Origin of the sequence: Paenibacillus sp. OSY-SE (genome assembly GCF_000283315.1) — a bacterium.
Classification (GTDB): Bacteria; Bacillota; Bacilli; order Paenibacillales; family Paenibacillaceae; genus Paenibacillus_B; species Paenibacillus_B profundus.
Genome location: NZ_ALKF01000163.1, coordinates 17,703 through 32,532, shown reverse-complemented (window position 1 = coordinate 32,532; position 14,830 = coordinate 17,703). Strand labels below are relative to the sequence as shown.

Genomic DNA, 14,830 nt, shown 5'->3' with positions numbered 1-14,830 from the left:
CCAACCTGCACTATGTAGTACGTGAGTAGAATGCAGTCGAATGACAAGTGTAAATTGGGATGAAATTGCACACTCTAATAGACATAAGAAGACAAGACTACGTGGACTAAGGAGTGGATTGACATGTGGATTTCGATAGTAGGCGGCATCATTCTGTTCATCCTGCTGTCCATCTGGATAATTCCGCAATTTGCCGTTTTTCAGATGACGCGGATGAAGAGCTCCACCTATGAGCAATGCCTCGATTTGCTTGAACAGCATAAGGTGTTCCGTAAGAAGCAGTATGACGATTGCGATAAAGAGGAGCTGTTCATCCGCAGCCATGATGGCTTAGCGCTGCACGGGTATTATATCGAATCATTTCCTGCATCCAAACGTGTCATCATCATCGTGCACGGCTATACGTCGGCACTGACCTGGTCCGCCCAATTCATGGCGATGTTCTTCAAGCTGGGCTTTAACGTTCTGCTCGTAGATCAGCGCCGTCACGGCCAGAGCGAGGGGCAGTATACCACCTTCGGATTTAACGAAAAAAAAGACGTGCAGGCATGGGTAGATTGGGTCATCGCCCGTAAAGGGGAAGACTGCGCAATCGGTCTGCACGGCCAGTCGCTGGGCGGCGGAACCGTACTCGAGTATGCCGCCATGCACCGTCCACAGGTCCGGTTCATTATTGCGGATTGCCCGTATTCGGACTTAACGGAGCTAATCCATCATCAGGTCACGAAGCTCAATCATATGCCCGCCTGGCCGATTATGCCGCTCATCAATCGCTTGTTAAAGCGCAAAGCCGGATTCGAGCTTGAGGATGTAAGCCCTATCCGCGTCATGAAGACATGCAGACTGCCGATTATGTTCATTCATGGCAGCAAGGATATTTTCGTTCCGACCTACATGAGTGCCGACCTGTACAACGCAAAGCCCGAACCGAAAGCGTTCATGCTGGTGGATGGGGCCACACATGGTGTTTCCTATTGCATAGATAAAGAACGGTATGAAGCTAATGTTACGGACTTTGTCCTGCAAGTGGTTGGAAAACCTCAATCAGAGGAATTGGAGCAGCCAGCTTCCGCGAGAATGCCAGTATGTGATTCACTACCGGAGCAGTTGGCCCCCAATGAAGGGAGTTCGGTCTTGCAGGGTGCCACGTAAGTGATTGCAGCCATGCAGACCACATCATGAGAAAACCTCTATCGAATAGCAAGGCATGACTCTGCAATATTAACGAAAAGATCCGTTCGTGCAATGGTATGATGCGAACAGAGCGATTCGATTCATCGGCCCCTTTGTTCCATTCTCCCCTTTCTTCAGAAGGTGGCATGTCCAATGATAATTATAGTTAACTCCCATTAACTTACATCATATCAGCCGCTTCATGCCATGGTATCTATTCGAAGCTGCATACTCCTTGCCCTTAACGTTATCCTGCCTGATTATATGGGAGAATGGACATAAGGACTATTGAACGGAAGCCCGTCAATCTGTTCTCGTTTTAAAAGAAAAGGGGCTGACCCTTGGTCTGTGTGACCATTGGAACAGCCTCTCCATTTATAATTTATACTCGCTCTGTTACACCGAGAAGCAGTTCGTCATAGTCTGCCACGCTCAAGCTATACATCGCCTCTGCATGTGCACGGCGGTCGGGATCGCAATCTGCAATCTGCTTATAGCGGAATACGCGTGCCAAGGCCGCCTTAACCCGTTCGCCTTCGCCCTGCTCCTTCAGCAGCTGCATGAGCTCGAAATCGCGGATGCCGCGCTGCAGCCATTTGTAGCGCAGCGACAAGAGCGGCTTGCCGAGCGGACCCGGATAGACGAAGTTCGTATCCCCGGCCTTCCAAATCTCTGAGCGGTATGCTAACTTCTCGAGAGGATGATCTGGCCATACAGTATAATTCCAGCGCAGGAAGCCGTCCAGTCCAAGCTGCTCAACATACCACGCGACGAGTCGGCTCTCCAGCGCCGGTGAACCAAGGAACGTGTTCGGGCGGTCCGGACTACAGCAGACGTAATACAACAGCGTTCCGTCAATCGACGGGCGCTGCTCCATCAGCCGCTCATGCTCCTTCACGACACAGTAGAAGCTCGGCACGTAATCGGACACGCCTTCCATTCCTTTTTCCACGAACTCGACGTGATTGATGGCGACTTTATACTTGAAGGTCGGCGCCGCCTGGCGCAGCCAAGAGAGCTTCTCATTGAAGAGGTCGTAATCCGCCGGTTCGTCCGCCAAAATCCGCACTCGCTCCACCCGTCCCGTAGCCGTAAAGTGAGCCTCCAGCGCTTGAACGTAGGCGCGCAGCTCGCTCTCCCCGCGCATGAAGCGGTATGTGCTGCTCGCTTCGTCATAGTAACGGACACGAATCGCATCTGATACGCCTTCGACCAGCGCACCATATCCTGCATGCGTGTCCTGCCAAATGTTCAAAAGGCCGAACACTTCGATTTCACGAGATATGCCGTGCTGCTCGCCGAGCTCGATATAGCGTTCCAAGGCGGAGAAATCGTAACGGAACGCCCCATCCGCCGCCTTCTGCACGGATACGATGCTGTATTCGAACAAGTCCGACGGGTCCCGGTCGTTATGGGACATTTGCCCAGACCATGGAACTTCGGAGACGACGACCGTGACGGATTTCTGCCCCAGTTGGCCCATACTTTCTAAATAAGCATCCAATACAGCAAAATGCTCTTCTGTCCAGAGGCCGGTGTTATATTTCCGCGCGATATTCGAGCTATGCTGCCACAAATCCAGATAGAAGCGGTAATCCTTCGCTTCAGGAAGTGTCTCTTCCGCCACGATCCATTCGAACGTGCACTCGCCGACACACTGCTCATCCTCGAACATTTGATGAGTGAATAGGCGGACACGGCCATGGTACGTTCCTGCCCTCATCGACTCTCCCGCTGGAAGTTCCACCCATACCGGCTGCACTTGGCGCGCTTCCACCCGCATATGCGAATCTTCAAGCAGCAGATCTGCCTTCGGCGTTCCGTCGTCGTCCCGCATGAATCCGATCAGCTTCACGTCTGGATGAACAGATGCTCCTGCAATGGCAACCTCCACGCGAGCAATGTTCAGCGCTCCACCCTTCCAGAACAGCGTATCGGCATTCTTCGCGAGAAGGAACGGCTCGTCGCTCGATACCAATACTTGAAACGCTGCACTATCCCGCTTGCAGCTGACAACGCGCTGATGCCGCTTCTTCGCGAGTGTCGTATACCGATTCCATTCATTGTAGCTGCGCACTTCCTTGTGGAACATATCTGTTACGCCTACATACATCGTCATACCGTGTATCCCCCCTTTTTTACCGATTACAGAATGACTTCACGTACGAACACATCCTCTGGCAACCGTGCATCCCAAGCTGCCGGAATCGGCAATCCGAGCGCTGTCGCCACGACAGCTGCCGTGTCTTTGAACGTCAAGCCGTCCAGTCGGGCCGAACGGTTCACCCCCGGACCCGCGCTACCCCAAAATATCGTCTGATCCATCGGATGGTCGCTGCCGTGACCTGTCGCTACCGCCCCGCCGCCACCGTGATCCGTGACGAACAGAATGAGGCTGTCTTCCAGCCAACCTCTTGCTTCAATCGCGTCCAGCACTTGACCGAACATCTCATCCGCTGCCCCGATCGACTCCACGTGCTCTGCAGTGCTGTAACCATACCGGTGTCCTGCGGCATCTGGCAAGTCAATCGCGAAATAGAAGATATCGATATCATCAACTTCGCGCAAATATTGGCTTGCGAGTCGCGTCAGCTCTTCATCATTGGCAGAAGCTTTATAAATGTCCAGGCCGTCCTCCACAAGTCCGAAGTTAATCGGCACCCATGCCGTGAACGAGGCCAGCTTCATCGTGGCATCCGCTTCCCGCGCGACGCGGAAGAACGACGGATAAGGAGAATTCTTCGGAAACGGGGTTTCCGCCGCAATATCGTTGTTGACGCCGTGCCGATCCGGTGTCACCCCATGCAGCATCGAACCCCAGCATTGGGCGCTAATCGTCGGCAATTCCGTCTGTGCGTGCTGCGTCATGACGCCCGCTTGCTTAATAATACGGTCCATATTCGGGGTGGAGGCTTCCTCGTTCCAATTGCCTGCCCCGTCCATGCCGAGAATAAATACGCGTGTGGCGATACGTGTGCGCTTACTCATTCAAGTTCTCCCCTTATGTTGAAAAATGGCTTTCGGATTGAAACAGTATCAGCAGCATCCGACATTTCGTACACAGACAACCGTTGCAAAGACAACTGTAGTAAAGGCAATCAAGGGATGCCCGCAGGAAACAGACACCCCCTTCGCATTCAATTTTCGTCCGCCCCGGCCTTACAAGGAAGGCTCCGCTTCGAAGCAAAGTTGATTTCCCGCTGCGTGCAATTCAAACACGACGATGTCGTTGCCACCCTCGCGCAATATCGGCGCAGGCACGAACAGCGTCTGCTGGGGCCCCACTTCCCAATAACGGCCCAGGTTGAAGCCGTTGATGAAGACAACGCCTTTCTTCCATCCGTCGAGACGCAGGAACGTATCTTTCGGCGTCCCCTCAATCGTCAGCGTTGCTTCATAGAAACCCGGCTGCTCGCCTTCCAGCTCTGAAGCCGGCGCATCGAAGCGCAGGCCGTCGAGCGTTTCCAGCTCCAGATTGCGCACTTCCCAGTGGAACAGGAATTGCCCATTCAAGCGTACGCCGTGCGTGATGCCTTTACGGTCATACAGCTCAGGACCGTAGTTGACCCGGCCCATATTTTCCACGAGAATGTCGAGCTGCGCGCCGCCTTCCGGAATGACGACCGGAATGGACTTCGGATCCCAACGCTCGACGACACCGACCAGCTTCCGATCCAGGAAGACGAGGGCGCGGTCGCGCACGTCTTGAATCGTCAGGCGGCTCTCCGGACGAGGCCCCGAAATACGCGTGGAGTACATAATAAAGCCGTAGTTCTGCCCGTATTTCTCCATCGGTTCTGGACATACACTTGTCTTCGCATCGGCCATCGAAGCGAGTGTGTCGAACAAGTTGACACGTCGTGACACCTGCACAGCGCCATAATCCGCTTTAGGCGTATTCGCCGGCAATTCACCTTCCGGAAGCTCCGCGTACTTCCCAATCACTTCACGGAACGCATAATACTTCGGCGTAAGATCGCCTGCTTCGCTAATTGCCACGTCATAGTCATAGCTCGTGACGGTCGGCTCGTACTTGCCGCCGTGGTTCGCCCCGTTCCAGAAGCCGAAGTTCGTTCCGCCATGCGCCATGTAGAAGTTGACCGATGCCCCGATGCGCAGCATGTCGTCCAGCACATTGGATGCGTCTTCGATATTGCGGGTGTGATGCTGCTCGAACCAATGGTCGAACCAGCCGTTCCAATACTCCATGCACATGAGCGGCGCATCCTGTTGATATTCCTTCAGCTTATCGAAGGCTTCCTCCACGCGGGAGCCGAAGTTGACTGTCGCCAGCACGCCTTCCGCCATGCCGCCTTGCAGCATATCGTCCTGTGGTCCGTCGGAGGTGAACAGCAGCACGTCTACACCGCGCTCGATAAGCATCTGGCGCAGTGACTGCAAGTAGGCATGGTCATTCCCGTAGCTGCCGTATTCGTTCTCGATTTGCACCGCGATAATCGGACCGCCTTGCGTAGCGAGCAGCGGCGTAAGTTGAGGAAGGAGCGCATCATAATAAGCGGCTACTTTGTCCAAATAACGCGGATCGCTGCAGCGGAGACGCATCTCGTCCTTCAAGAGCCAAGCCGGCAGACCGCCGAATTCCCATTCCGCGCAGATGTACGGGCTTGGACGAACAATGACATACAGTCCCACTCTCTCAGCGACACGAACGAACTCGGCTACATCCGCCATCCCTTCGAAATTGAACTGTCCTTCCCGCGGCTCGTGCATGTTCCACGCAATGTACGTCTCCACACAATTGCAGCCGAGCGCCTTCAGCTTAAGCAGCCGATCTTCCCAATACTCCGGCACGATACGATAATAATGAACGGCGCCCGAGATAAGTTGAGTTGGCTTGCCCTCTACAAAAAACTGCTTGCCTTGGTACGAAAGCGTTGTCATGAATCTCTCTCCTTCAGCTGTATCATTATGTTCCTACATAGTCGTAAAGAAGAAATAAAGAACTTTTCCATTGTATCTCCATGATAGCGTTTTTTTCGAGATTGAACATGCATTTTATTTACCTCTATATGCACAAATGTTGCAAAAAAATAACCTGCATCACTCAAAAGTGTGCAGGTCGCAATCATTCTGTATGAAATTATAGCTTATAATCAGCTTTTAAACACTTCAATTTGCGCTTTCAAACGGCTCGCTTGATCACGCAAAACGTCGGAGGAAGCTGCCATTTCTTCCATGACAGCCGTCTGCTCCTGCGTTGCGCTCGCCACTTGGCGCGTGCCTGCCGCCATTTCATTGACGACGGCGGCCATTTGCCGCGTTTGGTGCAACGTGGACGCGAACCGTTCCGTCTGTTGACCGACCGACGTCGCAATGTCATGCACAGCTGTCGACGCCTGCTTCGTTACCTCAGCAATCGTATTGAGCGCACGCGCAGCATCATCTTTTTTCCCGGCTTCCAGACTTACCGTCTCGACCTGAGCCGTAATGTGCCCCACTGCTTCCACCACTTGGGACTGCATATGGACAATCCGCTCGTTGATGCTGCTGACAGCTGCCGCGCTCTGTTCCGCCAGCTTCCGGACTTGGGACGCAATGACGGCAAAGCCTGCCCCCTGCTCTCCTGCGCGCGCCGCTTCAATGGAAGCGTTCAGGGCGAGCAAATGCGTCTGGTCCGCAATTTCACGCACCGCGATCGATATATCCCCGATCTGCTCAGCCTGCTCGTTCAACCGCTGTACCGAGTTAATCGAGGCTTGTCCGGCTTCCGCGGCATGCAGCATGCCATCGATGATCGATTTCAAAATATCTTCGCTCTCTGCCAGCGTGTCCAGCGTATCTGCCGTCATGCGCTCGGTCTCACCTGCTCGTTCCTGTACGGCGACGGCAGAGGCATGAATTTCTTCTACCGATGCAGCCGATTGCGCCGTCCAGGTCGCTTGCTGCTCCGCCCCATGGTTCATATCCTCCGCAGTGCGTGAAATATGCTCAATTTGCTCGGCCGCATGCGTCATCGCGTCGCTGAGCATGGAAGTATTGCGAGTTGTAATGTCTACACTACTCTTAATTTCTACAATCATCCCTTGAAGGTTATGAATCATTTTACCGAAAGAATGGGTCAAGACCCGAACTTCATCCTGGAAGCGATAGGTAGGCAGCGTCACGCTCAATCGGCCTTGCGCCGCTTCGTCCGCCGCTTTCGTCAGCTGAATGAGCGGCTTCACAATCAAGCTTGCGGCCAACCATCCGAGCAGGCACGTCCAAAATATGCCGAGCATAAAAATAATCGCATCATATGCTATATCGCCCATATTCGGGGCAATATACGGCTTCAGTACGAAGATAAAGAAACCGCTTGTCGCATAGGTAACTCCAGATACGATAAGCATGCCGAACACCATTTTCTTCTGCAGTCCGAATTTCATCATTCTATCTCCCCCATGTGTTGATGATAACCCGTCGCACTCTATTCTTGTGGTTCGTGCTTACGCGCAAGGAGCAGCAATATCGTGATGAACAAAAAAGCAACGAATGCCAGAAGCGGTATCGTAATCCATCCGTATGCATCCACATAATCCGTATTGCAAGGGATGCCGGAGCGACAAGGCGATGTGTTGGCCATTGCAGGAATTTTTTGCACCATGTAATGATAAGTCGAAATCAATCCTCCGACTATCGATAACGGCAGGGCATAACGAACTACACTGCGGTCATTCCGGTAAGCGGCAATGCCGAGCAGAATCACCATCGGGTACATGAAGATGCGCTGAAACCAGCACAGCTTGCACGGCTCCCACAGTAAAATATCACTCATATACAAGCTCCCGCCTGCCGCGACAAATGAAACGAGCCAAGCGAAATGCAAGGCGTAACGCCGGATAACCATCATATAGCTTCCACGCCCCCATCCATTATTTCGCTTCGTTCAGCGCCGTCTCAACAAACGCTTTCAATTGACTGTAATTATCCCATTGTCCCGTAAATTCTTTGCCGTTCACGAATACGGTCGGCGTGCCGTTCACTCCGGCTTTGTGAGCCATCTCTTCATCGCTTGCTACCTTGCCTTGCATCGTGCGATCGTTTAAAGCCTGCTCAAGCTGGCCTGCGTCAATATCGGGCACGACACGCTTCGCCAAATCAACAAGGAACGGGACTGTTACCCAATCCTTTTGCTCACTTTGCTGGGATGTATACAATTCATGATGGAAGGTCCAGAACGATTCCGGGTTTTGGCGAAATACTTCTTCTGCCGCTTCGGAAGCCAGCTCGGATTTAGGAATGACCAGCTTGTTCATAAATGTAAACGTAGCCTTGCCCGTATCCACGAAATCCGCTTTTAACTTCGGATAAAGCTGATCCGTCCAAATTTTGCAGGCCGGGCACTTGTAGTCGCCGAACTCCACGATCGACACCTTCGCGTCCTTTGAACCAAGCGTCGGCTGGCCTTCAAGATTGAATTCTACCGCTGGCTTGTTCGCCATTTCGTCCGTTTTAATTTTCTCTCCTTGTTTATTTAACACAAAAATAATACCGAGCAGTACGATAATGGCAATCGGCAACATAATGAGAAACATGCGTTCGTTTCCTTTTTTACCTTTGCGTGATGATGACTTTGCCAATACATTCACCTCTTCTAACTTTTTTTCACCTAGTTTAAATGTACTGGAAAGCTCGTCATATTTCCATTTCTTTTGTCAAAAAAAACATTTAAAATCGTGACTTACGCCATTATTTGTTAACATCTCCCATGTTATATAGTTGTACCCTATAATAGGGATAGGTATTATATATTTGTCCTATAATCTAAATTCTGCCATACTACAATAAACATTAGGGACTTTTTGAACGACTTTACACGCGAGGTGATGAATATGCCGTCTCATAATGAATGGAAACCCGAGCTGTATGATGATAAGCTGCGCTTCATTTCCGTCTACGGCAAAGACGTTGTCGATCTGCTTCGCCCCCAGGAGGGGGAACGCATTCTTGATTTGGGCTGTGGCACTGGGGATCTTACTGCACAGATTGCCGCTTCGGGCGCTCATACAGAGGGTATCGATAAATCAGCGGACATGATTGAACAGGCATGCCGAAAATATCCAACGCTGTCCTTTGAGATCGCCGATGCGGAGAACAGTCTTCCGAACCGGTTCACCTCATCATTTGACGCTGTCTTCTCCAATGCCGCGCTTCACTGGATGAAAAACGCAGACGACGTTATCCGTCACGTATATTCCTCACTGCAGCCAGGCGGCAGATTCGTGGCGGAATTCGGTGGGCGGGACAATGTCGGAACCATTCTGCACGGAATATCGCACGTGCTGTCATCCAAATACGGAATTGACGCAGCTGCGCTCAGCCCCTGGTATTATCCGACCATAGGCGAGTACGCCTCGCGCTTGGAGCAGGCCGGGTTCCGCGTTGATTACGCCGTCCATTTCGACCGTCCCACTCCGCTGCCGGATGGGGACGACGGCCTCAGCTACTGGCTGAAGAGCTTCGCCGGGGACTTTGTGCAGGCACTGCCAGCACAGGAACAAGGCCGATTCTTCGAGCTTGTCACAGAAGAGTGCCGCCCGTTCATTTACGTACAGGGACAATGGGTTGCGGACTACAGGCGGCTGCGCTTCTCTGCCTTGAAGCCGGGCTGACATGACGAGAGCTTAGCCATGTCAGTCCACAGCTAAGCTCTCTAACTTGTTACCCATGATGTCCCGCGTGAGGGCTGCTCTTGCTCCCAGCCTTCTTAGGCTCAATCTCAAGCAAGGCATCGATCTCGCTTTGAACGCTCGGCATTACGCTCCCTTCGGCTCCCGTAAGCCAAGCTGCATTATAAGGCCCTTCCACCGGCGTTGTATTGTACCTTGGCCGGACGGACTCGAGATACGTCCGCACATCGTCCGGAACTTGCCCCCCGCTCATCCATAGCAGCGGCGCATGCTTGCCCAGATGCGCGAACGGAGCCTGTGCAATCGCCAACCATTCATCCCCCTCCCGCACGAAGGAGAAGTTATGCCCCGCCGTCGTAATGCCCCAGCCGAAGCCCGTCTTGTTATCTTTATACTTGGCGAACGCAATCGCTTGCTGCATCGGGTCCTTCCCTTGAATGCGCACGACTCTGCCGAACACTTCTAGCTCCTTGGCCACGTCTTCAGGCACCGCTTGCTCTGGCCCGATTACATACATGACCGCTTGCTTGCGCCGCTTCGCCAACGCATCGGCTGTCGCCTGCGGGATCCCCTTATTGCTGACGTAGAGCACCGGCTCCGGCATATGGGCAATCCAGTTGACAGCCGGCAGAGCGAACTTCGCATCATCTGTCGATGCAATGACGACCGATTTCGGCTGTTCCTTGTTCACCCGCGTATAATATGCATCGATATCAGCGGCAACCTTCGCAGGCTGATCGCCTTTAATGACATCAACCTGCAAACCGAGCTCCTTGATTTCTTCCGTGACGCTGGCATCTACATCACCGACCACGATCGCCTGCACCCCGCCATTTTCTGGGGAACCTTTCGGTTTTAGCCGTTTTAGCTCAGATAGCGTTTCGTCAGGAATGCCATCCTTCTTAATATAAAGCACTGGTCCGTTATTCGGAAAATGAATTAAATCAGCTGCCGCCATGGCAATCGCCCAGTCGTCATTCGGTACGAGCACCACTCCATTCGGCCGCTGGTTATCGTCAGTCGCTGGCCATACCGTCCGTGAAATGGTTACAGCCGCTTTAACCGGGTCGTTCGTATTGACGCGCACCGTGTTCTTCGTTGCAATCCAAGGCGCATGTATGACTTGCTCATTAACAAGCGGCTCTCCTGCATGAAATGCCGCTTCTCCTGTGGAGGCAGACATCGTATCGGTGCAACCTGCCAGCAGCAGCACCGCAAGGACGCACGCCAATCGTCTGGCATAGGTTGTTGTGACGGCATATGCCCGGTTCGGCCGTTCCTCCGGCCGCAGATGTGCCGTATGGTCTCCCCGGCCATCGGTGCCAATGGAATTCATCGCTTCGCCCACTCCTTAACAGTAACAGTTAGTTTATGGTGTTAAGGTTGCCCGGCGATCCAACTTTTTACTCCTGATTGCGGTATCATTCCATCCTGACATATTTGACGCCAGCACTTTGTCGCGCTTGCAGGATTGCGCTAAAATAGCATTATTATGGACGCAGCGAAACGTACGAGAGGAGTGGAGATATGAGTGAATTCACTATAAAAGAAGATATGATTGCTGACGACATTGCAGCGGCTCAAGCAACACCAGAAGATACGAGCGCAGTGATGTCGCTGTTGGTACAGACGGCCGAATGGCTGCGAAGCAAAGGCTCTAGCCAATGGAGTGGATTATTGGAAGGTGAAGACACACATGATATGACCGGCGCGATTGCAAACGGAGACGTGTTCGTCTTCAAGCAGGGCGATCAGATAGCCGGTGTCATCATGATGCTGCAGCAGCCGAGTGAATGGGACTGCTCCCTATGGGGCGAAGAGGGGCACGAGAGCAGCATTTATTTGCATCGACTGGCCATTCATCGCGCTTATTCCGGCAGACGACTCGGCGCAGCAATGATGAGATGGGTGGATCAAGGAATCTCATTCGCTGGCAAAGACCGGCTTCGCTTGGATTGCATCGCAAGCAATGATGCGCTGAACGCCTTCTACCAGAGTATTGGATATGAGTATAAAGGGAGCCATTCGAGCGGATTTAACATCTATGAAAAAACAACTTCCCCAATGTAGCTTCGCTGCGAAAAAGGCCGCTGCTCCGCCCGTTAAGGAGGGATAGCGGCCTTCTATGTTATAAGATGCTTATTCGCGATCTTTGCCAAGCAGAATCGTAAGTCCGAGCAGTGTCACTAAGATGGTCGCGCCCATATCGGACAGAATAGCGATCCAAAGCGTCAACCATCCTGGAATAGTGAGCAGCAGGGCAACAATTTTAAGAACCAATGTAATGCCAATGTTCCAGCGGATGATCCGGTTCACCTTGTGGGAAATACGAATCGCAATCGGAAGCTTGCCAAGATGATCCTGCATCAGCACGATGTCGGCCGTCTCGACGGCGCTGTCTGTTCCTTTGCCCATCGCGATTCCAAGCTGTGCCGAAGCCAACGCCGGCGCATCATTGATGCCGTCGCCAACCATGGCGACACGGTATTGCTGCGACAGTTCCTTAATCTTCTCAACCTTCTGCTGCGGCAGCAGCTGCGCATACCAATCGGTTACGCCCACATTATCTGCAACTTGCCGTGCCGATTGCGCATGGTCTCCAGTCAGCATGACCGTATGCTTGACGCCTGCTGCATGCAGCGCTGCGATCGTATCTTTGCTCTCTTCGCGAATTTCGTCTGCGAGTCCGAACAATCCGAGCGGCTCTTGCGTATGCTCGGAGACGACTACGACGAGCGTCAGACCGCGCGCTTTCAGCTGTTCCGCTTCTTCACGCGCCTTCCGCACGCGCTCCGCGGCATCTCCTTGCGGCGCCAATTTATCCAGCACGCGCTCGCTGCCGACCCAATACGTCGCTCCGTCGATGATGGCACGGATGCCTTCACCCGGAACCGTCTCGCTATGCGACGGTTCTGGGAACGCCGCTTCGCCCTTCGCTTCTAAGTATCGCATAATAGCTTTGGCGAGCGGATGCAACGAGGCTTGCTCCACCGCACCGACTACTTGATAGAATTGGTCCGGCCGGTAAATCGATTCCGCCTGCACAGCGGGTTCCCCTTTGGTCAGCGTACCCGTTTTGTCGAAGGCGAGTGCTTCAATCTTGCCGAGCTGCTCCAAATGAACGCCGCCCTTTACGAGAATACCGTTGCGGGCAGTGCGGGTAATCCCGCTTACAATGGCAATTGGCGACGATAGAATGAGCGCGCACGGACAACCGACAATGAGTACAGCCAACCCTTGATAAAGCCACTTGTACCAGTCTCCATCGAACAGCAGCGGCGGTACGAGAATGACAAGCGCAGCCACAATCATAATAATTGGTGTATACACCTTCGCAAAGCGGTCGATGAACAATTCCGTCGGCGTCTTCGTATCCTGCGCTTCCTGAACGAGATGCAGTATTTTCGCGAGCGATGAATCCTCGTACGCCTTATCAATCCGCACCTTCAAGACGCCGTCTGTATTCACGCTGCCACCAAACACCACGTCGCCGTTCTGTTTCGATACCGGCAGCGACTCCCCTGTAATAGCCGCCTCATTAACGGCGCTATGCCCTTCAAGCACCGTACCATCGGAAGGAATCTTCTCTCCGGGACGAACGAGTACTGTATCGCCCATGACGAGCTGTTCAATCGGGATCGTCACCGACTGCCCATCCCGCAGTACTGTTGCCTGCTTCGGCGCTACTGCAAGCAGTGCTTCCATCGATTGGCGCGCACGCTCCATCCCATAGCCCTCAAGCAGTTCGTTCAGACCGAACAGAATGGCAACGAGCGTCGCTTCCTTCCACTCTCCGATCAACACCGCACCGGTCAAAGCCACCGTCATCAGCGTATCCATGTTGAAGCGAAGGCGGATCAGGTTGCGCAAGCCTTTCAGGAACGTCACATGTCCGCTTAACAGCATAGCCAACAAATATACGGCGATAAGAAACGCGCTCGGAATCCGGCCATCCAACAAAAAGGTAGAGATAAATAAAATACCGGAGCTGCCGAGGAACCACTTCATCTTCTTCATATCTCCGTGGCTGTGGTCATGCCCGTGACCATCGCCATGTTCATGCCCATGGTCGTGATCATGGCCATGAGCGTGATCGTGACTGTCGGCGTGTGAATGATTATGTCCCTCAGCATGAGAATGCCCTTTCGACTTCGAGCTTGCCCCAGACCCTGACTCGACAATTCTAGCTCCATCCGTTCGCAATATACGCTTCACTTTGGCCATATCAATGTTGCGGCTCAGCTTCAGCGTGCCGCTGTTATAATTCAGGACGGCATTGTCTCCATGGTCAAGGCGGCGTATTTCCTCCTCCAGACCTTTCGCGCAGTTCGCGCAAGACAGCCCTTGCACACGATATGCGGCTCGTTCATCAGTTTGTTGTGGAATGCCCCGTGTCGTCATGGCAATGCTCCTCTCTGAGATGCTCAAGCGTCATCCGAATCAGCGTACTGATATGATGGTCGTTCAATGTATAAAAGACGTTCTTCCCTTCCTTGCGCGACTTGGCGATGCCAAGCGACTTCATCAAGCGCAAATGATGGGACGTCGTCGCTATCGATTGGCCAGTCAATATCGCCATATCACAGACGCACAGTTCCTCACCCTCATCCAGCAAGCACGCCATTTTCATGCGTGTCGGATCGGACAGCGCTTTGAACATCTGCGCCATTCCCTGTACTTCGTTATCCTCTACACGCCCTTTTAAGGAGTTAATCTTTTCCGTATCGTAGCATACGATTTCACATACGTCGTCTTTCACGTGGTCAAGCCCATTCTCGTCAGACTTCATTATTTTCCGTGCAGCCATTTGCGTCACCTCACCAGTATATTGTTGTAAAGTTGATTAAATATTAAGCATGTAAATTGAAAAGCGGAACTGCATTTGCAAGATAATCGTAAACATTACAATAATCAAACTAATGTTTGAATGTTTATATATTTGTAGTATACAACGACTCGTTCGTAAATTCAAACGAATATTTTAATGTTATGAAAAAACTTTATCGGCACCTTACAAAAATGAGCGG

12 protein-coding genes are annotated in these 14,830 nt (G+C 52.5%); 3 read left to right on the top strand and 9 right to left on the bottom strand.

What is annotated here, in order from left to right; all coding sequences use genetic code 11:
• The first annotated feature begins 123 nt into the window (after positions 1-123).
• Positions 124-1,152: an alpha/beta hydrolase gene (locus A372_RS0108130; RefSeq protein WP_019420340.1), complete on the top strand. Its 1,029-nt coding sequence runs from the start codon at positions 124-126 to the stop codon at positions 1,150-1,152.
• Between the two features lie 403 nt (positions 1,153-1,555).
• On the opposite strand, the gene A372_RS0108125 is transcribed toward A372_RS0108130, so the two are convergent.
• From A372_RS0108125 to A372_RS0108100, 6 genes are all read right to left on the bottom strand, one after another.
• Positions 1,556-3,292, bottom strand: a complete 1,737-nt coding sequence (locus A372_RS0108125) for a DUF4091 domain-containing protein (RefSeq protein ID WP_019420339.1) — start codon at positions 3,290-3,292, stop codon at positions 1,556-1,558.
• A gap of 26 nt (positions 3,293-3,318) precedes the next feature.
• Positions 3,319-4,161: an alkaline phosphatase family protein gene (locus tag A372_RS0108120; RefSeq protein WP_019420338.1), complete on the bottom strand. Its 843-nt coding sequence runs from the start codon at positions 4,159-4,161 to the stop codon at positions 3,319-3,321.
• A 171-nt stretch (positions 4,162-4,332) separates the two neighbouring features.
• Complete coding sequence (locus A372_RS0108115; protein WP_019420337.1) at positions 4,333-6,075, bottom strand: glycoside hydrolase family 35 protein; 1,743 nt, start codon at positions 6,073-6,075, stop codon at positions 4,333-4,335.
• Between the two features lie 212 nt (positions 6,076-6,287).
• Positions 6,288-7,562 (bottom strand): methyl-accepting chemotaxis protein, encoded by a 1,275-nt coding sequence (locus A372_RS0108110; protein WP_237728504.1) that lies wholly within the window; start codon positions 7,560-7,562, stop codon positions 6,288-6,290.
• A gap of 38 nt (positions 7,563-7,600) precedes the next feature.
• Positions 7,601-8,023 carry a disulfide oxidoreductase gene (locus A372_RS0108105; protein ID WP_019420335.1) on the bottom strand — a complete coding sequence of 141 codons (423 nt, stop codon included), beginning with the start codon at positions 8,021-8,023 and terminating at the stop codon, positions 7,601-7,603.
• A 22-nt stretch (positions 8,024-8,045) separates the two neighbouring features.
• Positions 8,046-8,762: a DsbA family protein gene (locus A372_RS0108100; RefSeq protein ID WP_407672887.1), complete on the bottom strand. Its 717-nt coding sequence runs from the start codon at positions 8,760-8,762 to the stop codon at positions 8,046-8,048.
• 243 nt (positions 8,763-9,005) lie between these two features.
• On the opposite strand from A372_RS0108100, the gene A372_RS0108095 reads away from it, so the two are divergent.
• Positions 9,006-9,785: a methyltransferase domain-containing protein gene (locus tag A372_RS0108095; protein WP_019420333.1), complete on the top strand. Its 780-nt coding sequence runs from the start codon at positions 9,006-9,008 to the stop codon at positions 9,783-9,785.
• Between the two features lie 49 nt (positions 9,786-9,834).
• Here A372_RS0108095 and A372_RS0108090 read toward each other — a convergent pair whose 3' ends face one another.
• Positions 9,835-11,139, bottom strand: coding sequence for a hypothetical protein (locus A372_RS0108090; RefSeq protein WP_019420332.1), 1,305 nt, complete (start codon positions 11,137-11,139; stop codon positions 9,835-9,837).
• Between the two features lie 191 nt (positions 11,140-11,330).
• Here A372_RS0108090 and A372_RS0108085 point away from each other — a divergent pair, with 191 nt between their 5' ends.
• The gene (locus tag A372_RS0108085) at positions 11,331-11,873 is read left to right on the top strand and encodes a GNAT family N-acetyltransferase (protein WP_019420331.1); all 543 of its coding nucleotides are present in this window, start codon (positions 11,331-11,333) and stop codon (positions 11,871-11,873) included.
• 69 nt (positions 11,874-11,942) lie between these two features.
• On the opposite strand, the gene A372_RS0108080 is transcribed toward A372_RS0108085, so the two are convergent.
• Positions 11,943-14,204 carry a heavy metal translocating P-type ATPase gene (locus tag A372_RS0108080; protein ID WP_019420330.1) on the bottom strand — a complete coding sequence of 754 codons (2,262 nt, stop codon included), beginning with the start codon at positions 14,202-14,204 and terminating at the stop codon, positions 11,943-11,945.
• Entirely contained in the window at positions 14,173-14,610 is a 438-nt protein-coding gene (locus tag A372_RS0108075; protein WP_019420329.1) for an ArsR/SmtB family transcription factor, read from the bottom strand. Before A372_RS0108075 ends, A372_RS0108080 begins: the two co-directional genes overlap by 32 nt.
• Positions 14,611-14,830 lie beyond the last annotated feature (220 nt).